Annotated in this window: 18 protein-coding genes; 10 read left to right on the forward strand and 8 right to left on the reverse strand. The window is 65.1% G+C overall.

What is annotated here, in order from left to right; all coding sequences use genetic code 11:
- Window positions 1-21 precede the first annotated feature (21 nt).
- Window positions 22-852 carry a 16S rRNA (cytidine(1402)-2'-O)-methyltransferase gene (gene rsmI, locus ABH922_RS03695; protein WP_424805641.1) on the forward strand — a complete coding sequence of 277 codons (831 nt, stop codon included), beginning with the start codon at window positions 22-24 and terminating at the stop codon, window positions 850-852.
- Here rsmI and ABH922_RS03700 read toward each other — a convergent pair.
- Together ABH922_RS03700 and metG are read right to left on the reverse strand one after the other, a co-directional pair.
- On the reverse strand, window positions 849-2,018 hold the full coding sequence (locus ABH922_RS03700; RefSeq protein WP_424805642.1) for a DUF2786 domain-containing protein: 1,170 nt from the start codon (window positions 2,016-2,018) through the stop codon (window positions 849-851). The two genes, rsmI and ABH922_RS03700, sit on opposite strands and share 4 nt — an antisense overlap.
- Window positions 2,019-2,156: 138 nt before the next feature.
- Window positions 2,157-3,737 carry a methionine--tRNA ligase gene (metG, locus tag ABH922_RS03705; protein WP_424805643.1) on the reverse strand — a complete coding sequence of 527 codons (1,581 nt, stop codon included), beginning with the start codon at window positions 3,735-3,737 and terminating at the stop codon, window positions 2,157-2,159.
- A gap of 21 nt (window positions 3,738-3,758) precedes the next feature.
- Between metG and ABH922_RS03710 the strand changes: the two genes are divergently transcribed.
- Window positions 3,759-4,601, forward strand: coding sequence for a TatD family hydrolase (locus ABH922_RS03710; protein WP_424805644.1), 843 nt, complete (start codon window positions 3,759-3,761; stop codon window positions 4,599-4,601).
- Window positions 4,602-4,637: 36 nt separating this feature from the next.
- On the opposite strand, the gene ABH922_RS03715 is transcribed toward ABH922_RS03710, so the two are convergent.
- Both ABH922_RS03715 and ABH922_RS03720 read right to left on the reverse strand, forming a co-directional pair.
- Window positions 4,638-5,405, reverse strand: coding sequence for an amino acid ABC transporter ATP-binding protein (locus ABH922_RS03715; RefSeq protein ID WP_424805645.1), 768 nt, complete (start codon window positions 5,403-5,405; stop codon window positions 4,638-4,640).
- Entirely contained in the window at window positions 5,402-6,796 is a 1,395-nt protein-coding gene (locus ABH922_RS03720; protein WP_424809552.1) for an amino acid ABC transporter substrate-binding protein/permease, read from the reverse strand. Before ABH922_RS03720 ends, ABH922_RS03715 begins: the two co-directional genes overlap by 4 nt.
- Window positions 6,797-7,087: 291 nt before the next feature.
- On the opposite strand from ABH922_RS03720, the gene ABH922_RS03725 reads away from it, so the two are divergent.
- The 3 genes from ABH922_RS03725 to rsmA are packed head-to-tail and all read left to right on the forward strand — an operon-like array spanning window position 7,088 to window position 10,293.
- Entirely contained in the window at window positions 7,088-8,212 is a 1,125-nt protein-coding gene (locus ABH922_RS03725; protein WP_424805646.1) for a transglycosylase family protein, read from the forward strand.
- Between the two features lie 35 nt (window positions 8,213-8,247).
- A complete protein-coding gene (locus tag ABH922_RS03730; protein WP_424805647.1) occupies window positions 8,248-9,375 on the forward strand; it encodes a transglycosylase family protein in 1,128 nt (375 codons plus the stop codon).
- Between the two features lie 9 nt (window positions 9,376-9,384).
- A complete protein-coding gene (rsmA, locus tag ABH922_RS03735) occupies window positions 9,385-10,293 on the forward strand; it encodes a 16S rRNA (adenine(1518)-N(6)/adenine(1519)-N(6))-dimethyltransferase RsmA (RefSeq protein WP_424805648.1) in 909 nt (302 codons plus the stop codon).
- Window positions 10,294-10,351: 58 nt separating this feature from the next.
- Here rsmA and ABH922_RS03740 read toward each other — a convergent pair whose 3' ends face one another.
- Genes ABH922_RS03740 through ABH922_RS03750 form a run of 3 tightly spaced genes read right to left on the reverse strand, consistent with a single transcriptional unit; the run spans window position 10,352 to window position 13,744 of the window.
- Window positions 10,352-12,598: a heavy metal translocating P-type ATPase gene (locus ABH922_RS03740; RefSeq protein ID WP_424805649.1), complete on the reverse strand. Its 2,247-nt coding sequence runs from the start codon at window positions 12,596-12,598 to the stop codon at window positions 10,352-10,354.
- Window positions 12,598-13,527: a hypothetical protein gene (locus ABH922_RS03745; protein WP_424805650.1), complete on the reverse strand. Its 930-nt coding sequence runs from the start codon at window positions 13,525-13,527 to the stop codon at window positions 12,598-12,600. Before ABH922_RS03745 ends, ABH922_RS03740 begins: the two co-directional genes overlap by 1 nt.
- A gap of 7 nt (window positions 13,528-13,534) precedes the next feature.
- The gene (locus ABH922_RS03750) at window positions 13,535-13,744 is read right to left on the reverse strand and encodes a heavy-metal-associated domain-containing protein (protein WP_424805651.1); all 210 of its coding nucleotides are present in this window, start codon (window positions 13,742-13,744) and stop codon (window positions 13,535-13,537) included.
- Window positions 13,745-14,055: 311 nt separating this feature from the next.
- Here ABH922_RS03750 and ABH922_RS03755 point away from each other — a divergent pair, with 311 nt between their 5' ends.
- Window positions 14,056-14,259 (forward strand): cold-shock protein, encoded by a 204-nt coding sequence (locus ABH922_RS03755; RefSeq protein WP_072689769.1) that lies wholly within the window; start codon window positions 14,056-14,058, stop codon window positions 14,257-14,259.
- A 118-nt stretch (window positions 14,260-14,377) separates the two neighbouring features.
- Here the strand turns inward: ABH922_RS03755 and ABH922_RS03760 are convergent, their stop codons facing one another.
- A complete protein-coding gene (locus tag ABH922_RS03760) occupies window positions 14,378-15,346 on the reverse strand; it encodes a helix-turn-helix transcriptional regulator (RefSeq protein ID WP_424805652.1) in 969 nt (322 codons plus the stop codon).
- Window positions 15,347-15,443: 97 nt separating this feature from the next.
- Between ABH922_RS03760 and ABH922_RS03765 the strand changes: the two genes are divergently transcribed.
- The 4 genes from ABH922_RS03765 to ABH922_RS03780 all read left to right on the forward strand — a co-directional run bounded on the left by ABH922_RS03765 (window position 15,444) and on the right by ABH922_RS03780 (window position 20,047).
- Entirely contained in the window at window positions 15,444-16,433 is a 990-nt protein-coding gene (locus ABH922_RS03765; RefSeq protein WP_424805653.1) for an ABC transporter ATP-binding protein, read from the forward strand.
- 24 nt (window positions 16,434-16,457) lie between these two features.
- On the forward strand, window positions 16,458-17,234 hold the full coding sequence (locus ABH922_RS03770; RefSeq protein ID WP_424805654.1) for an ABC transporter permease: 777 nt from the start codon (window positions 16,458-16,460) through the stop codon (window positions 17,232-17,234).
- 69 nt (window positions 17,235-17,303) lie between these two features.
- The gene (locus tag ABH922_RS03775; protein ID WP_424805655.1) at window positions 17,304-18,239 is read left to right on the forward strand and encodes a 4-(cytidine 5'-diphospho)-2-C-methyl-D-erythritol kinase; all 936 of its coding nucleotides are present in this window, start codon (window positions 17,304-17,306) and stop codon (window positions 18,237-18,239) included.
- On the forward strand, window positions 18,239-20,047 hold the full coding sequence (locus ABH922_RS03780) for an ABC-F family ATP-binding cassette domain-containing protein (protein WP_424805657.1): 1,809 nt from the start codon (window positions 18,239-18,241) through the stop codon (window positions 20,045-20,047). The genes ABH922_RS03775 and ABH922_RS03780 overlap by 1 nt, the downstream gene beginning before the upstream one ends.
- Window positions 20,048-20,059: the final 12 nt, after the last annotated feature.

The following is a 20,059-nucleotide window of genomic DNA, read 5'->3' on the forward strand; positions in this document are numbered from 1 at the left end:
GGCAATCGTAGGCTGTCGGGTATGACTGGTCGTTTGGTACTCGCCGCAACACCCATGGGAGATGTCGGTGACGCGTCGCCGCGTCTGCGCTCGGCACTCGCCACCGCCGACGTCGTGGCGGCGGAGGACACCCGGCGCACCAAGTCGCTGGCCTCCGCCCTGGATGTCACGATCACCGGGAAGGTCGTCAGTTTCTACGACCAGGTGGAGGTGGCGCGGTTGCCGGCGCTGGTCGCCGACGTCGCGGACGGCAAAACCGTTCTCCTCGTCACCGACGCCGGGATGCCGTCGGTCAGTGATCCGGGATATCGGCTCGTCTCCGCGTGTGTGGCCGAGAATCTGCATGTCACCTGCCTTCCGGGGCCGTCGGCGGTGACCACCGCGTTGGCTTTGTCCGGGCTGCCCGTCGAGCGGTTCTGCTTCGACGGGTTTCCCCCGCGCAAACAGGGGCAGCGCAAAACGTGGTTGTCTGCGCTGGCTACCGAACCGCGTGCCTGTGTGTTCTTCGAGGCTCCGCACCGGCTGGCCGATTGCCTCGCCGACGCCGTCGATGTTCTCGGCCCCGACCGACGAGCAGCGGTGTGCCGGGAGCTGACCAAGACGTACGAGGAGGTCAAGCGCGGAACCCTCGGTGAACTGGCGGCCTGGGCTGCCGAGGGCGTGCGCGGTGAGATCACGGTGGTTCTCGAAGGAGCCGTTCACGTGGCCTCGGACCCGGCGGATCTGGTCGACGAGGTGGAGCGGCTCGTCGAGAACGGCGCTCGGCTCAAGGATGCCTGCGCTGTGGTCGCCACCGCAGGGGTGTCCAAACGTGAACTGTACGAGAGCGTTCTCGCCGCCCGGAAGGACTAGCGCCGCACCGGCCGCGCTCCGGACCGAAGGCTCGCGTCGTCGGCGGCTGCCTGCCCGGCGTGCCAGCCTTCGGCGTCGACGGATCGTCCACGGGACTTGCGGGTGGTCGGGAACAGGCGCTCGAACTCGGCGTCCACTGCCTCGGAGGTGGTGGCCAGTATGGGCAGCAGATCGGCGACGGCCATCGCTGCGGCCTCGGCGGCCTCGGCGGTTGCCTTCGTCTCGGCGGTGCGGAGTCGGTGGCCGATCCGACTGGCGAAGCCGGCCAGGAAACCTTTGCGGAACGACGTGGTTCGGGATCCGCCTCGATTGCTCGAATCCGCGAATTGCATTGCGCGAGTAGCCTGGACGAGTAACGATGTGAACAACATGTCCACCTGTTGCAGATCCACCGGAGTTCCGACGGCGGTAGCGGTGGCGAGATCGGAGAACCAGACCACGCGGACGCGGTTGGAATCACCGATCTCGGTCAGCAGGTGCACTTTCTCCTTGACGTACGGGTTGTCCAGGTGAATGCGGCGGGCGTTCACCGTGGTGTCCGAGATGCCGCTCCGTCGATGCAGTAGAGCTGAATCCACGGCGTACCGGGTCATCAATTCCTGAGCCTTCTGCGTGAACACCTCGGCTTCTTCGGCGTAATCGGTGCTCTCGGCCTTGGCCAGTAGGCCACGAATTCGGTTGAGTACCTTGGTGTCGACCTCGGTGCCGGCTCCGTCGTAGCTGCTCTCCGTTCGCTGCGTCGGCCAGGTCGACGGGGGTGGCAGCAAGAGTGTCCAGGGAGCGAGCTTCGACCATGCCCGGGCCAGATCGCCGATCTGAGAGATCGGAAAGTACGGATCCTCGAAGAGTAGTCCGGCGGCCAAGGATCGGAAAGCGTCGTCGTCCCAGGTGATTCGAGATACGAGTGTGCGGGAGGAGGCGTACTGCTCGCTGATCGCCTGAATTTGGCTCGCCCACTCGCGGGGGGCGCGCTCGCGTGAGCGGGATGCCCCGGCGTCGAACAGGATTGCGGTAGCGGCGAGATCGACGTCCGACGGTTCCTTGCCGCGCCTGGCCAGGTGGATCAGATCGGCCGGTTGCCAGCCGCGCTCGAAGGCTGCGGCGAGTTCTGTGACCAGGGCTCGCGCAGCACTGACGGATTGAGGACTGACCTCGTGTGGGGACACCCGGACTCCGTTCCATGGCATCGTCTGCGCCGCAGCATCAGTTCGAATGTATGTTCTATTCGCCGTCATGGGGGGAGTGTGCACGCGGGGTCCGACACGTTCGCCGCCGGCGAGCCGTCACGGACCCCGCGTGGTGTGTCACTCCTCGACGAAGCGTGGGAAAACCGGTGCCGGAGCAGGCAGTTTCCGCCCGGCGTCGATCCGGACCGCGATATCGGTGAACTGGCGGCTGTCCTCGTCCTGGCCGAGAAGATCCAGGATCTTCGCCGCGGCAGCCGGCATGACCGGCTGAACCAGCAGACCGACGATGCGCACCACCTCGAGCGTCACGTACAGCACTGTCGCCATGCGGGCCGGATCGGTCTTGCGCAGAACCCACGGCTCCTGCTTCGAGAAGTACCGGTTGGTCTCGCCCAGAACTCCCCAGATCGCCTCGAGCGCGAGATGTAGTGCCTGCACGTCGAATTCGCTGCGGCACTTCACGAGAAGTGCGTCGGCGGACGCCAACATCGCCAGGTCGTCCTCGGTGAACTCGCCGGGGGTGGGTACCTGGGCGTCGCAGTTCTTCGCCACCATCGTCAGCGAGCGCTGCGCGAGGTTGCCGAGTTCGTTCGACAGGTCCGCGTTCATGCGCGTCACGATCGCCTCGTGGCTGTAGCTGCCGTCTTGGCCGTACGAGATTTCGCGAAGCAGGAAGAAGCGGACGGCGTCGAGACCGTAGCGTTCGACCATGGCCACGGGGTCGACGACGTTGCCGACCGACTTCGACATCTTCTCGCCCTTGTTGTAGAGGAAGCCGTGGACGAAGACGCGTTCGGGTAGTTCGATCCCGGCGGACATCAGGAAGGCCGGCCAGTACACGGTGTGGAAGCGGGTGATGTCCTTGCCGATGATGTGCAGAGCGGCCGGCCAGAACTTCCGGAACTGCTCCGAATCGACGTTCGGATACCCGACGCCGGTCAGATAGTTGGTGAGGGCGTCGACCCAGACGTACATGACGTGGTCCGGATCGCCGGGAACCTCGACGCCCCAGTCGAACGTGGTCCGCGAGATCGACAGGTCCTTGAGGCCGCCCTTGACGAAACTGACGATCTCGTTGCGACGCGTCGCGGGTGCGATGAACTCGGGGCGCTCCTCGTAGAGGGCCAGCAGACGCTCCTCGTAGGCGGAGAGTCGGAACGTGTAGTTGGACTCTTCGGTCCACTCCACCGGAGTTCCCGTGTCGGTGGACAAGCGGGTGCCGTCTTCTTGTAGCGTCGTCTCGGCCTCGGTGTAGAAGGCCTCGTCGCGGACGGAGTACCAGCCCGAGTAGGTGTCGAGATAGATGTCGCCGTTCGCGGCCATCTTCTCCCAGATCGCCTTGCTGGCAACTTGGTGATCGGCGTCGGTGGTACGGATGAAACGGTCGTACGAGATGTCGAGGATTTCGTCGAGGTTCTTGAACACCTCGGAGTTGCGCGCCGCGAGTTCGCGGACGTCGATGCCTTCCTTGGCTGCCGTCTGCTGCATCTTCAGACCGTGCTCGTCGGTACCCGTCATGAAGAAGACGTCGTGACCGTCGAGTCGCTTGAAGCGGGCCAGTGCGTCCGAGGAGATGTACTCGTAGGCGTGGCCGATGTGCGGGACACCGTTCGGGTAGGCGATTGCCGTCGTGAGGTAGAACGGCGCTCGATCCGTGGCGACGGAGTCTGGGGTCTGGGAGGAGGCAGGCACAGTCATGGTGGGCTTACTCTATCGGGCGTGAGCAAAGACCGCCCCGCCCCCGATGCCCCTGAACCGTTGACACCTCTGATCGACGCCCACACGCACCTCGACGCGTGCGGCGCCCACGATGCGTCGACGGTCACCGAGATCGTCGACCGTGCCGAAGCGGTGGGCGTCGGACGAGTGGTCACCGTGGCCGATGATCTGGATTCGGCTCGTTTTGCCGTCGACGCCGCGAACTGGGATTCTCGGGTGTACGCCGCTGTGGCGATCCATCCGACGCGGGCGAACGTGCTCGACGCCGACACCCGGGCGGAGATCGAGCGGTTGGCAGCCGATCCGCGCGTCGTCGCGGTGGGGGAGACGGGCCTCGATCTCTACTGGCCCGGCAAACTCGACGGCTGCGCGAGTATCGACGAGCAGGTCGCGGGTTTCCGTTGGCACATCGACCTCGCGAAGCGGCTCGGCAAGACGTTGATGATCCACAACCGTGACGCGGACGAGGATCTGTTGCGGGTGTTGCACGAGGAGGGTGCACCGGAGACCGTGGTGTTCCACTGCTTCTCCTCGGATGCGGAGATGGCCAGGGCATGCGTCGACGCCGGGTACGTTCTGAGCTTTTCGGGAACTGTCAGTTTCAAGAACGCCAAGGCGCTGCGGGCCGCGGCGCCGCTGGTTCCGTCGGAACAGTTGATCGTGGAGACGGACGCGCCGTTCCTCACACCGCATCCGTTCCGCGGTGCACCCAACGAGTCGTACTGCCTGCCGTACACGGTGCGGGCGTTGGCCGAGATTCGTGGTGAGGATCCGCAGGCTCTGGCGCTCTCCTCGACCGCGACGGCGGAGCGGGTGTACGGCCTTGGTGCGCCTGTCCGGTAGTCGGCGCTACCGGACAGGCGCACCCGGGGGAAGCCCCTAGAGAACCTTCGCCAGGAAATCCTGGGTGCGCTGCTGCTGTGGATTACCGAAGAGCGCTTCCGGTTCGCCTTCCTCGACTATGTATCCGTCGGCCATGAAGATGACCCGATCGGCCACTTCGCGGGCGAATCCCATCTCGTGGGTGACGACGACCATCGTCATGCCGCCTTTCGCGAGGTCGCGCAATACCTGCAGGACCTCACCCACCATTTCGGGATCGAGGGCGCTGGTGGCCTCGTCGAAGAGCATGATGTCCGGGCTCATGGCCAGGGCGCGGGCGATGGCGACGCGCTGTTTCTGCCCACCGGACAGGCTGGCCGGTTTCGCGTCGGCTTTCTCGGCGAGGCCGACCTGTCCGAGCAGTCTCACCGCGATCTCACGGGCGGATTCTTTGGTGGAGCGCCCGGTCTGGACGGGGGCGAGCATCACGTTCTCGACGACGCTCATGTGCGGGAACAGATTGAAGTGCTGGAACACCATCCCGATGCTCTGTCGCACCTTGTCGATGTCGACGCTCTTGTCGGTGAGATCGAACTGGTCGACCCGGACCGATCCGGCGGTGATGTCCTCGAGGCGGTTGAGGCACCGCAGAAAGGTCGATTTCCCAGAGCCGGACGGTCCGATGACGCAGACGACTTCACCGCTGGCGATGTCGACGTCGAGTCCTTTGAGTACTTCGTTGTCGCCGAAGGATTTCTTGAGGCCTTTGACCGACACCTTCACCTCGGGGGCGGACTTGCTGGTGTTGACGGCTGTTTCGGTCACTTGTTGATCCTCTTCTCGAGGCGGTTGGAGAGCTTGGTGAGCGCCATGATGATGATGAAGTACATGACGCCGATGATCAGCCACATGTTGAAGGACTGGAAGTTGCGCGCGATGATGATGCGCCCGGTCTGCGTGAGCTCGGCGAGTCCGATGACGGACAGGATCGAGGTGTCCTTGAGGGTGATGACGAACTGATTGATGTACGACGGGATCATGGTGCGGATCGCCTGCGGCATGATGACCTTCCGCATGGTTTTCATGTAGCTGATGCCGAGGCTGCGCGATGCTTCCATCTGGCCCTTGTCGACGGACAGGATGCCGCCGCGAACGATTTCGGCCATGTACGCGCCGGCGTTGAGGGAGAGCGTGATGATGCCTGCGGTGAACGCGGACATCTGGAAGTGCAGTGCCGCCGGGATGCCGAAGTAGATGAAGAAGGCCTGGACCAGCAGTGGGGTGCCGCGGAAGATGTCGACGTACGTGGTGCCGATGCCGCGGACGAAAATGTTGGTCGAGACCCGGCACATACCGAAGATCGCGCCCAGTACCAGCGCTATCGCGATCGAGATCACGGACAGGACGACGGTCAGCCACAGGCCCTTGAGTAGTTGTGGGTAGCTGCTCTTGATCAGTCCGATGATGGAGTTGTCGGCTGTCGAGGCACCTTGACCCAGGAATTTCGAGAGGATCTCGTCGTAGGTGCCGTCGTCACGCAGATTCTTCAGCCCGGCGTTGAATTTTTCGAGTAGCTCGGCGTTCTGGCCCTTGTTGACGGCAAATCCGTAACTGGCGCCGACTTCCTTGTCGGTGACGGTTTTGAGGCCGTTGCCCTGGGTGATTCCGTAGGCGAGTACCGGATAGTCGTCGAACACCGCTACGGAGTTTCCGGTTTTCACCTCGTCGTACATGCTGGCGGAGTCGGCGAAGTAGACGGTGGTGAATCCGTACTGGTCCTTGATGGATTCGGCGAAGGTCGCGCCTTCGGTGCCGTTCTTGACGGCGACTCGTTTGCCTCGCAAGTCCTCGTAGGATGTGACGTCGTCGTCGGTTGCGAGAACGGCCATCTGCACGCCCGACTCGAAGTACGGGTCGGAGAAGTCGAACACTGCCTTGCGGGGGTCGGTGATGGACATGCCCGCGATGACGCCGTCGGCCTGCCCGGCTTGGACGGCTTGCAACGCGGCGTCGAAACCGAGTTGTTTGATGTCCACGTCGAAACCCTGGTCCTTGCCGATGGCGCGGATCAGTTCCATGTCGATGCCGGTGAGGTTTCCGCTCGCGTCTTCGAATTCGAACGGGGCGAACGTCAGGTCCGTGGCGATCGTGTAGGTCTTTGTCGGTTGCGCGGTGGCGATCCCGGGGGCGAACAGTGCGGCGACGAGCGCCAGCAGAATTGTCAGGATCGGCCACCGTGGGTGCCGCAACGCGTGGAATCTCTTCTGCACTCTCGCCCAGCTTTCTTCCGGGGCGCTGCAGGCGCCCGACTGGTTGTGATCAGACGAGAAACATACTGCTTGCTGACGGGGATCGCTGTCCGTGTAACAGGGTGGATCTGCGACCGACGGCCCGGACACTGTTGCCGATACGTGATCGAACTCGCACGTTATGGCCGTTTGGTTGCCGTATGTGCTCCTTGTCGTTACCGTATTGTGATCGAACGTCGTCTGCCTTGGGATCTGTCTGTGCCGCATTTTGACAAAATCAACACCTCGAAGTCGCCCCTGCTCTACTCGGCGGTCGCCGGACTGTTGGTGACGCTCGGCGCCGGTGGCACCGTCGCGGTCCTCGAACACAAGACGGTCACCGTGGATGTCGACGGAGACATGATCACGCTGTCCACGATGTCCAGGGATGTCGGCTCGGTACTCGGCCAGGCCGGCTACTCGGTGACCGAGCGTGACGCGGTGGCCCCGAGCCTGGACTCGTCGCTGTCCAACGGTGACACGGTTGTCCTGCGCCGGGCGAAGGAACTGGCGTTGACCGTGGACGGGGAGCGCAAGACGGTCTGGACCACGGCGTTGACGGTCGACGAGGCCTTGCGGGATCTGGACGTGTCCGAGGATTACGCGGTGTCGGCGTCACGTTCGCATCGACTGCCGCTCGACGGCACCGAACTCGATCTCGTGAGTCCCAAGACGGTCACGGTTGCCGACGGCGGCGCTCCGGTTGCGGACGTCACGCTCGCGGCGAGGACGGTGGGGGAATTGCTCGCGGCGCGGAAAGCTCCGCTCGAGCAGTCCGACACCGTCGTTCCGTCCGCGGACACCCCGATTTTCGACGGTCTGATGATCGAGGTCACCCGGGAGCGTACGGACACGCTCGTCGAGACGCAGCCGATAGCTCCGCCGGAGAACAAGGTCGACGATCCGGAACTCGAGAAGAACAAGACGGTTGTCGAGAATCCCGGAGTTCCGGGCGAGCGCGCGGCCACCGTCGAGGTCAAGACGGTGAACGGGGTCGAGACCGGTCGAACAGAACTGTCGGCGACAGTGGTCACCGAGCCGGTGCCCGCGATCGTGAAGGTCGGAACCAAGCAGCCGTCCGCTCCGGCGGTGTCCAACGGTGCGACGTGGGATGCGCTCGCCCAGTGCGAGGCGACGGGGAACTGGTCGATCAACACCGGAAACGGCTTCTACGGCGGACTGCAGTTCTCGCAGAGCACCTGGCAGGCGTTCGGTGGCGGTCAATACGCGGCCCGCGCCGATCTGGCTACCCGTGAGCAGCAGATAGCGGTCGCCGAGAAGGTGCGCGCAGGTCAGGGCTGGGGCGCTTGGCCGTCGTGCACCAGCAAACTGGGCCTGCGCTGATCGCGTAGCCGCCCCGAGACAGAACTCAGGAGCCGATGTCCCCGTTCACCAGGATCAACTCGACCCGTTCACCGCTGCTGTATTCGGTGATCGCCGCGCTGCTGTTGACGTTGGTGGCCGGTGGGACACTCGCGGTGCTGCGTCACAAGACGATCACCCTGGACGTCGACGGGAGGCAGATCGTTCTCAGTACGATGTCCGGCACGGTCGACGGGGCGCTCGCCGACGCCGGTTACAGCGTCGGCGAGCGGGACGCGGTCGCGCCCGATACCGGCTCGTCGGTCTCGAACGGCGACACGGTGGTGTTGCGGCGGGCACGTGAGATCACCTTGACGGTGGACGGTCAGCCGCAGACCGTGTGGACGACGGCGCTGACCGTCGACGATGCGCTCAAACAGTTGGACGTGGCGGCGGACGTGCACGTCTCGGCGTCACGATCGCAGCGGCTTCCTCTCGACGGGACTGCGCTCGACGTCGTGACTCCGGTGGTGGCGACGGTCTTCGACGGGTCGGGGCAGGCGACGGAGGTGCGTGGCGCCGCGCCGACGGTCGGTGAGTTCCTGGCCGCGAACGGGACGCCGCTGGTCGGGACCGACACCGTGGTGCCTGCCGTGAGCACGCCGATGACCGAGGGCCTCGAGATCACGGTGACGCGTCACAAGACCGTGAGCACGGTGCAGACGTTGCCACTCGAACCGGCGGACGAGCGGATCGAGGATCCGACGTTGAACCAGAGCCGAACGGTCGTCGAGAGTCCGGGTGCGCCGGGTGTGCGGGACGTGACGTATGCCGTGGACACGGTCAACGGTGTCGAGGTCGGCCGCACTCAGGTGTCGGAGAGAATCACCACACCGGCGCAGCCGAAGGTGGTGCGGGTGGGGACCAAGCCCGGCACCGAGGTCCCGCCGGTGGAGAACGGCGCGACCTGGGATGCGTTGGCCCAGTGTGAGGCGACCGGGAACTGGGCGATCAACACGGGCAACGGTTTCTACGGTGGTGTTCAGTTCGATCAGAACACCTGGGAACGTCAGGGCGGGCTGAAGTACGCACCCCGCGCCGACCTTGCGACCCGTGAGGAGCAGATCGCGATTGCGACGCAAACGCAGCGCACCCAGGGTTGGGGCGCATGGCCGTCGTGCTCGGGTCGGCTCGGGCTGGGATAAGTTCTACTGGTGTCAGACGCCGAACCGCACCGCCCCGAGCCCACCGAATCCACTGCAACTCCGCGTGGGCAGGCAGCGCTGCTCGGCCCGGTCGAGGTGCGTGCTCTCGCCGAGGAATTCGGCGTCCGCCCCACGAAACAGTTGGGGCAGAACTTCGTTCACGACGCCAACACGGTGCGCCGGATCGTCACCACTGCCGGGGTGACCCGCGACGACGTGGTTCTCGAGGTGGGGCCGGGTCTCGGCTCGCTGACGATGGCGTTGATGGACGTGGTGGACCGGGTCATCGCGGTGGAGATCGATCCGAATCTGGCGGCCCGGCTGCCCAAGACGGTGTCCGAGCGTGCCCCTGAGCTGGCCGACCGGTTGACAGTGGTGGAGGCCGACGCGATGCGGGTGCTGCCGTCGCAGATTCCGGGGGAGCCGACGGCGTTGGTGGCGAACCTGCCGTACAACGTCGCGGTGCCGGTGCTGTTGCATCTGTTCGCGTCGTTGCCGTCGTTGCGCACTGCGCTGGTGATGGTGCAGGCCGAGGTCGCGGATCGTCTGGCCGCGGATCCGGGGAGCAAGATCTACGGGGTTCCGAGTGTGAAGGCGAACTTCTTCGGTGAGGTGCGCCGGGCCGGCGCCGTGGGACGTAACGTGTTCTGGCCGGTGCCCAAGGTGGAGTCCGGTCTGGTGCGGATCGACCGGTATGCGGCGGCGCCGTGGCCGATGGACGAGACGCATCGTAAGCAGGTGTTCGCGGCGATCGACGCGGCTTTCGCGCAGCGCCGCAAGACGTTACGGGCCGCATTGAGCGGCTGGGCGGGGTCGGCGGCGGAAGCGGAGCGGCGTCTGCTCGCCGCCGGTATCGAACCGCAGACGCGTGGTGAGATGCTCGATGCGGCGGCGTTCGTGAGGTTGGCGGGGGCATAGCCCCTGTGCGCCTTTTGGCAGTAGCGACTACCAAAAGGTGCACAGGGGCCGTAGGCCGCTAGGAGAACGCCCGCAGTCGCAGACTGTTGCTCACCACGAACACACTGCTCAGTGCCATGGCGGCGCCGGCGAGCATCGGGTTGAGCAGTCCGGCTGCGGCCAGCGGGATCGCTGCCGTGTTGTAGGCGAAGGCCCAGAAAAGATTGCCCTTGATGGTTTTCAGCGTTTTACGGGAGAGCCGAATTGCATCGGCGGCCGAGCGGAGATCGCCGCGCACCAGGGTGATGTCGCCGGCTTCGATGGCGACGTCGGTGCCGGTGCCCATCGCCAGACCGAGATCGGCTTGGGCCAGCGCGGCCGCGTCGTTGACGCCGTCACCGACCATGGCGACCACGCGCCCTTCGGCTTGCAGCTTCTTGACGGTGTCGACCTTGTCGGAGGGCATGACCTCCGCGTACACGGTGTCGATGCCGACCTGATCGGCGACGGTGCGGGCGACGGTGGCGTTGTCGCCGGTCAACAGAATCGGTTCGAGTCCGAGCTTCTTCAGCTCGGCGATCGCTTCGGTGCTGGTGGCCTTGATCGCGTCGGCGACGACGAGGACACCGCGTGCCCGCCCGTCCCAGCCGACGCAGATCGCGGTGCGACCGGCAGCTTCGGCGGCAGCCTTCGCCTCACTCAACTCGGTGGGCAGATGCATCGACCAGTCTTCGAGCAGCGCGTCCCGCCCGGCGACGACGGCGTGACCGTCGACCATGCCCTGCACGCCGCGTCCGGCCACGTTCACGAAGTCTTCGACCGGGGGGAGTTCCCCGACTGCCTCGGCGGCGCCTGTGGCGATGGCGGCGGCGATGGGGTGTTCGGAGCGGTGCTCGAGTGCCCCGGCCAGACGCAGTACCTCGTCGGTGGTGGTGCCGTCGGCGACGACGGTATCGAGCAGTGTCATCCGGCCGGTGGTGATGGTGCCGGTCTTGTCGAGGACGACGGTGTCGACGGCGCGGGTCGATTCCAGCACTTCGGGGCCTTTGATGAGGATGCCCATCTGGGCTCCGCGGCCGGTTCCGACGAGTAGCGCTGTGGGTGTTGCCAGTCCGAGGGCGCAGGGGCAGGCGATGATGAGGACGGCGACGGCGGCGGTGAAGGCTGTCTCGATCGGGTTGCCGCTGCCGAGCCAGTAGCCGAGGGTGGCGACGGCGATCGCGATGACGACGGGAACGAAGATGCCGGCGACACGGTCGGCGAGACGTTGCACTTCGGCTTTGCCGTTCTGGGCGTCCTCGACGAGCGCGGCCATCTGTGCCAGTTGGGTGTCGTTGCCGACGCGCGTTGCCTCGACGGTGAGGGTGCCGCCCACGTTGACGGTGGCGCCGACGACGGCATCACCGATACCGACTTCTTCGGGTACGGATTCGCCGGTCAGCATGCTCAGGTCGACGGCTGAGCGGCCGTCGGTGACGACGCCGTCGGTGGCGATTTTCTCGCCGGGACGCACGACGAAGTGATCGCCTGCGGCCAGTTCGGCTGCGGGTATCCGCAATTCGACGCCGTCGCGCAGGACCGCGACGTCTTTGGCGCCGAGTTCCATCAGCGCACGTAGCGCGGCCCCGGAGGTTCGCTTGGACTTGTGTTCGAAGTAGCGTCCGGCGAGGACGAACGTGATGACGCCCGCTGCGACTTCGAGGTAGATGTTGGCGGATCCGTCCATCCGGTCGATGGTGAAGGTGAAGGCATGTTTCATGCCGGCTTCGCCTGCGGTGCCGAAGAACAGGGCGTACAGCGACCACGCGAATGCGGCGACGGTGCCCACGGAGATGAGTGTGTCCATGGTGGCGGCGCCGTGGCGCAGGTTCACCCACGCGGCACGGTGGAACGGGAGGCCGGCCCAGACGATGACGGGTGCCGCCAGTGTCAGAGACATCCACTGCCAGTTGGTGAACTGGAGGGCCGGGATCATCGCCATGGCGATGACCGGTACCGACAGCAGCGTCGAGACGATCAGTCGGGTACGAAGTTCCCGGAGGTCACGGTCCGATGGCGTCTCGGCGTCGGCCTCGCCGCCGGTTTCGGCCACTGGTGGTGCGGGCGGCGCGGCGCTGTATCCCGCGTTCTCGACGGCGGTGATCAGTTCGTCGATCGCAACGGTGTCCGGGAAGGCGACCTTCGCCTTCTCGGTCGCGTAGTTGACCGTTGCGGTGACGCCGTCGATCTTGTTGAGTTTCTTCTCGATTCGAGCGGCACACGAGGCGCAGGTCATTCCCGTGATGGCGAGTTCGACGCTACCGGTAGCTGCTGTCGGTGTGGTCATCAGTGACCTCCGTCGTGCTTCTCGGATGGTGCGGTAGTTGTTGCGGGGACGGTGAACTCGGCGGTGTGCACCACACCCCGGTGCTGGAAATCGAGGAAGAGGCGATAGGTTCCCTCGCTCGGTGCCTGGGCGTGGAATGAGATGTCGGGTCCGGCGGCGGTGACGCCGTCCCCTGGCTCACCTTCGGGGTGAACGTGCAGGTAGGCGAGGTCACCGGTGCGCAGGGCGACCAGGTGGCCGTATGCCCCGAGGTAGGGGTCGAGGTCGGTGACCGGTGCTCCGTCGCGGGCCACGCTCAGTGTGAGTGGGCCACCGGCAACACTCAGGTCGCCGTGCAGGGTGACGGTGTAGCCGTCGACGGTCGACGCGGTCGACTGCAGCGGTAGAGGAGCCGGCTCCAATTCGCCTGCGACGTCGACGTTTCGGCCTAGAGTGAGCTGATTGCCGTCGGTGGGGGCGAAGTCGGCGAAGACACGGTAGGTGCCTGCGGTGGGCCACGCCCAATCGATCGACCAGGTGCCGTCGTCGGCGAGGGCGGGGTGTACGTGCCGGAATTGGCTGGTATCGCTGCGGACGACGATGAGATGCAATTTCTTCTCGTGCAGTGTGTCGAAGTGGCGGACCGGCGCGTTGTCGGCGTCCAGAATTCGGAAACTCAGGGTTCCCGGTTCCGCTGCCCGGCCCGGCGCTCGTATCTCGTCGAGGGTATAGCCACGTGCGGAAATTTCGAGCCCTGCTGGGGCGGCGGCGTTCACACCTGGCATGGACTGGTGTGTGCTGTGTGATCCGGAACTGCTGTGTGATTCGGTGCTGTGCGAAGTTGTGGACATGTCAGTCGGGCTTCCGATAGCTGCGCCCACACCGAGAGCGGCGCCGAAAACGGCGACCAGCCCTGCGGTGTAGACGGCGAGTGTTGTCGAGGTGCGCACGGCAGACTCAGCTGGGTGCGACTTGATAACCGGCTTCGTCGACTGCCGCGACGATGTCGGTTGCTGCTACAGGTGCATCGCTGGTGACGACGACGCGCCCGCTCGCCAGATCGACGTCGACGGCGGTCACGCCGGTGATGTTGCCGATCTCTTCCTTGACGGATCCGACGCAGTGTCCGCAGGTCATTCCGGTCACGGTGTATTCGGCGGTGGTCATCGCAGATCCCTTCGTCGGTGAAGCTTCATTGTACGGATACCCGGTGTAGGTATCTCCTGAAATCAAGGTACCCCCCAGGGGTATCTAAGTCAACGGGTCGGTGGCGCGCGGGTGCCCACGGGAAGACAAGAATGCGTTTCTGTGGTCTACTTGTGGTGGTCGTAAGTGTTTGTGTTTGTGGTTCCACGCTCGCAAATAGTTAGGTTGCGAGCGTTTGGACATCCTCCACGGATTTGTCTCAGAACGGTCGTAGTAAGTGACCCGGGCGGTCGAACCGACTGCCTGTTGACACTGTGTTAGAGGAGATTTACATGGCAGAGGGCATCGTGAAGTGGTTCAACTCCGAGAAGGGGTTCGGCTTCATCGCTCCCGAAGACGGCAGTGCTGACGTCTTCGTTCACTACTCCGAGATCCAGAGTGGCGGTTTCCGCACGCTCGAGGAGAACCAGCGCGTAGCGTTCGAAATCGGCCAGGGCAACAAGGGCCCGCAGGCTACCGGCGTCACCCTGATCTAAGTCGTCATTGCAGTCGGGTAACCGACAACTGACGTACTCGGCGAGGCCCCCGTTCTTCGGAACGGGGGCCTCGCTGCATGTGAAACATGTGATCAGGCACCGCATGTGAAATATGCTGTCAGGCACCGAGATAGCGCCGGACGGTCACGGAGTACTCGCTCCCGAGGCTTCGGCATTCATCGCGCAGTTCGGGCGGATCGACCACGGTGAAGTCGACGTCGAAAACTCTGATCCATTGCGCAATCGACCGTAGCGTAGTTCCGGAAAGCACTATGACGCAACGATCGTCGCCCGCGGACTCGATCGTGCCCCACCGCTCGCTCATCATCGGCGCAATCTGCTCGATGGGGGCGTGAAGCAGAATCGTCGCCTGCGTCGAGGTGCGGAGACGAGTAACGCCGCGAGAGACGAATTCGGCTGCGCCGCCTGGCGGTAGGTCGCGCGGCAGGAATCGTGGACCGGTGGGGATCTTGGGTTCCAGGCGGTCGACGCGAAATGATCGCCAGTCCTCGCGGGACAGATCCCAGGCCACCAAGTACCACCGAACTCCGGAGCGCACCAGGCGGTACGGCTCCACTTCACGACGGCTCGCTGTTCCGTCGTGGGTGCTGTAGTCGAATCTCAACCGCTCGTGCCTGTGGCACACCGACGCGATGGCGGACAGGACGCCGGCATCCACGGCGCTGTCGGCCGGGGCGCGTTGCACCACGTCGATTTGCAGGGATTCGAGGCGATGTCGGAGCCGGGACGGCATGATCTGCCGGAGTTTCGACAGGGCGCGCAGCGAGGCATCGCCGATTCCGACCACCGATCCGGTTGCCCCGGATTGCAGGGACAGTGCGACTGCGAGCACTTCCTCGTCGTCGAGTTGGAGCGGGGGCATCTCGGCGCCCGCCCCGAGCCGGTATCCGCCGCCGACGCCGACTGTCGCGTCCACCGGATAGCCGAGTTCGCGTAGGCGGTCGACGTCGCGGCGGACGGTGCGTGGGGTGATGGCGAGTTTGTCCGCGAGCTCGGCTCCAGACCAGTCTTTTCGGGTCTGCAGTAGCGACAGCAATCGTAGTAGACGTGCCGATGTCTCCAACATGCATGCGAGTTTTCCAGAGATCGAGGACCGTAACGGTCCTCGATCGGTTTTAGGTTGATCGCATCCAATCCGGTCGATCAATCGAGGGGGACATGTGATGAGTCCGAACAATCGCGGACCGATGATCGAGACGAAGGCGCTCACCAAGCATTTCACGCAGGGGAAGAAGATCGTGAAGGCGGTCAACGGTGTGAGTTTCGAGGTCGCCGAGGGTGAACTGGTAGCGCTGCTGGGGCCGAACGGGGCGGGAAAGTCGACGACGCTACGCGTGTTGACGACTCTGCTCGCGCCCACCTCTGGCAGTGCACGGATCGGCGGCCTCGACGTGACGACGGCGCGAAACGAGGTGCGCTCGCGCCTTGGCTACGTCGGACAGGGCAACGGCGCCGGCCACAACCAGCGAGTTCGAGATGAGCTGGTCACCCAGGGTTTGTGCTATTCGATGCCCAAGAACGATTCGCGCATTCGTGCCGATGAGCTCCTCGAGGTACTCGATCTCACCGACCTGGCCACGCGCAAGGTCGGCACCCTCTCCGGTGGGCAGCGGCGGCGACTCGACATCGCGCTCGGACTGATGCACCGACCGCCCCTGCTGTTCCTCGACGAGCCGACGACGGGGATGGATCCGCAGAGCCGGGCCAACCTGTGGGATCACATCCTTCGTCTGCGCTGGGACATGGGCACGACCATCGTGCTCACCACGCACTATCTCGACGAAGCCGATTCGATGGCGCAGCGGGTGATCGTGATCGACGAGGGGGCCGTCATCGCCGACAACACCGCTGGTGCGCTCAAGGACGATCTGGCCGGGGATCTGATCGCGCTGGCATTCGACTGCCCCGAGCACGCCGCGATCGCGGCGTCGGTGGCCCGCCGGCTGGTCACGGTCCGTGACGTCGTCGTCGACGGGGTGAACGTGAATGTCCGTGCGAGTGACGGTGATTCGACGCTTCCGGTGTGGTTGCGCGAATGCGATGCGCGGGGTGCTCGCGCGCTGGCCGTCGATCTGACGCGTCCGACCCTCGACGACGTGTTCCTCACCCTCACCGGCCGCAGTCTGCGCGAGAGCGCCGCAATCGCTTCCTGACCTCCAATCGAAAAGGACTTCGTCATGACGATCACTCTCGAGACTCCACGCGCACTGCACGGCAACGTCGTTCGGGACAGCGCGATAGTGATGGGCCGCGAACTCCGGCCGATGTTGCGTGATCCGGTCAGCATCGTCTTCTCCCTGGTTCAGCCGCTGATTCTGCTGGCACTGTTCGGGCCGCTCCTCGGTGGTGTTCCGGGTACCGGTGACGGCGTGTGGAACTGGTTCGTTCCCGGTGTGCTGGTGATGATCGCGATTTTCGGCACGACCATGACGGGGTCGAACCTGCTCATGGAAATGCAACAAGGTTCCCACGAGCGCATGCTGGTGACGCCGCTGCGGCGGTCGTCGCTGCTGATCGGTCGGGCCTGCAAGGAGATGGTTCCGCTTGCTGCGCAGGCTGTTCTGATCATCCTGGTGGCGCTGCCCCTCGGCTTGGACGTCGACGCAGCCGGTGCGGTGTTCGGCATCGCCTTGCTCGGGGTGTTCGGTATCGGGCTCGGCGCGCTGTCGTACGCACTGGCGCTTGCCGTCCGCGAACAGGACTGGCTGTTCTGGGTGGTGCAACAGACGTTGATGTTTCCGCTGCTGATCCTGTCCGGGACCATGCTTCCGCTCGACAACGCGCCGGGGTGGATGAAGGTCCTCGTCGATGTCAATCCGCTGGGTTACGTCGTGGACGCGGAGCGCGCATTGTTCGCGGGTGACTTCGCCTCCGGCAGCATTCTGGCCGGAGTGATCGCGGCCGTCGGTGTCGCGATCGTCGGCCTCGGGGTGGGTGTGCGCGCAGTGAAATGATCCCGCGTACTCCTTCCTGACCAGCGGGTGTTTTCGCCTGGGTGTTCGCAGCGCCTATTGTTGTTCCTTGTGCTCTCCGTCGTTCCTCACCCTGTAGTCGTTCGGGCCCCGTCCAAGGTGAATCTGCATCTTGGGGTCGGCGATCTGCGCGCGGACGGCTACCACGATCTGCACACCGTCTTCCAGGCTCTCTCCCTCTCGGACACCCTGACCGTGACGGCGTCCGAGAGTTTGACGCTTCGCGTGACCGGTGACGACGCGCACGCGGTCCCCACTGACGAGACGAATCTGGCGTGGCGGGCCGCCGAGCTTCTCGCGTCCGAGTGCGGCGTCGATGCAGCTGCCGACATCGTCATCGACAAGGGAATCCCGGTTGCGGGCGGCATGGCAGGCGGTAGCGCCGATGCAGCCGCTGCACTGGTGGCGCTCAATGCGCTGTGGAAGCTCGATCTCACCCGTCGTGATCTGCACGTTTTCGCGGCGAAGCTCGGTAGCGATGTTCCGTTCTCCCTGCACGGCGGAACCGCGTTGGGGACCGGGCGAGGCGAAGAACTCGTACCTGTCCTGACTCGGAGCACATTCCACTGGGTGTTGGCACTGGCCAAGGGTGGTCTCAGTACACCCGTGGTGTTCGGCGAACTCGACAAGCTGCGCGTCGACGGCACTCCGAGCCGGCTCGGCGATGCGGACGAACTCATTCAGGCCCTCACCACCGGTGACGCCGGGCTGCTCGCACCACTGCTCGGCAATGACCTCCAAGTGGCCGCCTTGTCCCTGAACCCGGCGCTGCGCCGAACGCTGCGCGCCGGGGTCGAGGCCGGAGCGCTGGCCGGTATCGTGTCCGGATCCGGACCGACATGCGCTTTCCTCTGCGCGGACGCCGAGTCCGCTGTGGACGTGAGCGTCGAACTTGCGGGTGCGGGGGTGTGCCGCACCGTTCGCGTGGCGAGCGGACCCGTACCCGGAGCACGAATCATCGACAATGCGGCAAAGGGACAGCACTGATGGCAAATCTGATCAATCTGGAAAACGTGTCGAAGTCGTTCGGCATCAAGCCGTTGCTCGACGGGGTGTCGATGGGCGTGGAGGAAGGCGAACGCATCGGCGTCGTCGGCCTCAACGGCGGTGGCAAGACGACCATGCTCGAGGTTCTCGCGGGAGTGGAGCAGCCCGATTCGGGCCGCGTCAGCCGTGTCGGTGGCCTGCGCATGGCAGTGGTGACCCAGCGCGGGGTGCTCCCTCCCGGCTCCACGGTCGGTGACATCGTGCTCGGCCCGCTCGGAGTTGCCCAGCACGAGTGGGCGGGCGACGCACGCATCCGGTCGGTGCTCTCCGGTATCGGTATCGACAACCTCGGTGCGGGCGGCGAACGGTCCGCGCTCGACGCCAAGGTCGACGGGCTCTCCGGTGGGGAGCGTCGACGTGTCGCCCTGGCCGCAGCGCTGGTGCAGGATCTGGATCTGCTGGTCCTCGACGAGCCCACCAACCACCTCGACGTCGAAGGCGTGCAGTGGCTGGCCGAGCATCTGGTCTCGCGTCGTAGCGCGCTCGTCGTCGTGACCCACGACCGTTGGTTCCTCGACACTGTCGCCACCCGCACCTGGGAGGTTGTCGGCGGCGGCGTCGAAAGCTACGAGGGCGGCTACAACGACTGGGTGTTCGCCCGCGCCGAGCGCTCGCGTCAGGCCGACGCCTCCGAGGAGCGCCGTCGCAACCTCGCCCGCAAGGAGTTGGCGTGGCTGCGCCGCGGAGCTCCGGCTCGCACGTCCAAGCCGAAGTACCGCATCGAGGCCGCCGAAGCGCTGATCGCCGACGTTCCGGCACCCCGCGACGCTGTCGCGTTGGCGTCGTTCGCGCAGCGCCGGTTGGGCAAGGTCGTCATCGAACTCGAAGACGCTCGCCTCGAGACGCCCGACGGCCGGGTTCTGGTGGACGACCTCACCTGGCGGCTGGCACCGGGTGAGCGGCTCGGTCTGGTCGGCGTCAACGGCTCCGGCAAGACGACACTGCTGCGTACTCTCGCCGGTGAGCTCGAACCTGCTGCAGGCAAGCGCATTCAGGGGCAGACCGTGCACATCGGGTGGCTGAGGCAAGAACTCGACGATCTGCCCACCGACATGCGGGTCCTCGACGCGGTAAAGGACGTCGCCGAGCGAATCACCTTGGGGGACAAAGAAGTATCGGCCGGGCAGTTGGCCGAGCGGTTGGGCTTCACACCCGCCCGTCAGCGTACGCCCGTCGGTGATCTCTCCGGTGGTGAGCGTCGACGACTGCAGTTGACCCGTGTTCTGATGGCCGAGCCCAACGTGCTGCTGCTCGACGAGCCCACCAACGATCTCGACATCGACACGCTCCAGCAACTCGAGGACTTACTCGACGGCTGGGCCGGCACCATGGTCGTGATCTCGCACGACCGGTATCTGATCGAACGAATCTGTGATTCCACCTGGGCGCTCTTCGGCGACGGCAAGCTCACCAACCTGCCGGGCGGTATCGAGGACTACCTGCGTCGCCGCGCGGCAATGGGTGACGGCGACAACCCGTCCGTGGCCTCCACGGCGAGCGGGGCGTCCAAGAGCAAGCAGGTTCGCGACGGGGCGGCCGATCGTGCTGCACGCAAGGAACTCTCGAAGCTCGAGCGTTCGATTGCCAAGTTCGACGACCAGGAGCGCAAACTCCACGCCGCGCTGGCCGATGCCGCCACCGACCCGGATAAGTTGCAGAAGTTGGGTGGTGACCTCAAGGCGGTCATCGCCGACAAAGAGGCTGCCGAGGAACAGTGGATGGAACTGTTCGCCGAACTCGACGGCTGATGTGGGCGCCGG

Source organism: Rhodococcus sp. 27YEA15 (genome assembly GCF_049739425.1).
Classification (GTDB): Bacteria; Actinomycetota; Actinomycetes; order Mycobacteriales; family Mycobacteriaceae; genus Rhodococcus_F.

What these genes read in the sequence shown, in the direction of transcription:
- rsmI (WP_424805641.1), top strand. Translation starts at nt 22, where the DNA reads ATGACTGGTCGTTTGGTACTCGCCGCAACACCCATGGGAGATGTCGGT.
- metG (WP_424805643.1), bottom strand. Translation starts at nt 3,737, where the DNA reads ATGACTGTGCCTGCCTCCTCCCAGACCCCAGACTCCGTCGCCACGGAT.
- ABH922_RS03730 (WP_424805647.1), top strand. Translation starts at nt 8,248, where the DNA reads ATGTCCCCGTTCACCAGGATCAACTCGACCCGTTCACCGCTGCTGTAT.
- ABH922_RS03740 (WP_424805649.1), bottom strand. Translation starts at nt 12,598, where the DNA reads ATGACCACACCGACAGCAGCTACCGGTAGCGTCGAACTCGCCATCACG.
- ABH922_RS03750 (WP_424805651.1), bottom strand. Translation starts at nt 13,744, where the DNA reads ATGACCACCGCCGAATACACCGTGACCGGAATGACCTGCGGACACTGC.
- ABH922_RS03755 (WP_072689769.1), top strand. Translation starts at nt 14,056, where the DNA reads ATGGCAGAGGGCATCGTGAAGTGGTTCAACTCCGAGAAGGGGTTCGGC.
- ABH922_RS03760 (WP_424805652.1), bottom strand. Translation starts at nt 15,346, where the DNA reads ATGTTGGAGACATCGGCACGTCTACTACGATTGCTGTCGCTACTGCAG.
- ABH922_RS03765 (WP_424805653.1), top strand. Translation starts at nt 15,444, where the DNA reads ATGAGTCCGAACAATCGCGGACCGATGATCGAGACGAAGGCGCTCACC.
- ABH922_RS03770 (WP_424805654.1), top strand. Translation starts at nt 16,458, where the DNA reads ATGACGATCACTCTCGAGACTCCACGCGCACTGCACGGCAACGTCGTT.
- ABH922_RS03780 (WP_424805657.1), top strand. Translation starts at nt 18,239, where the DNA reads ATGGCAAATCTGATCAATCTGGAAAACGTGTCGAAGTCGTTCGGCATC.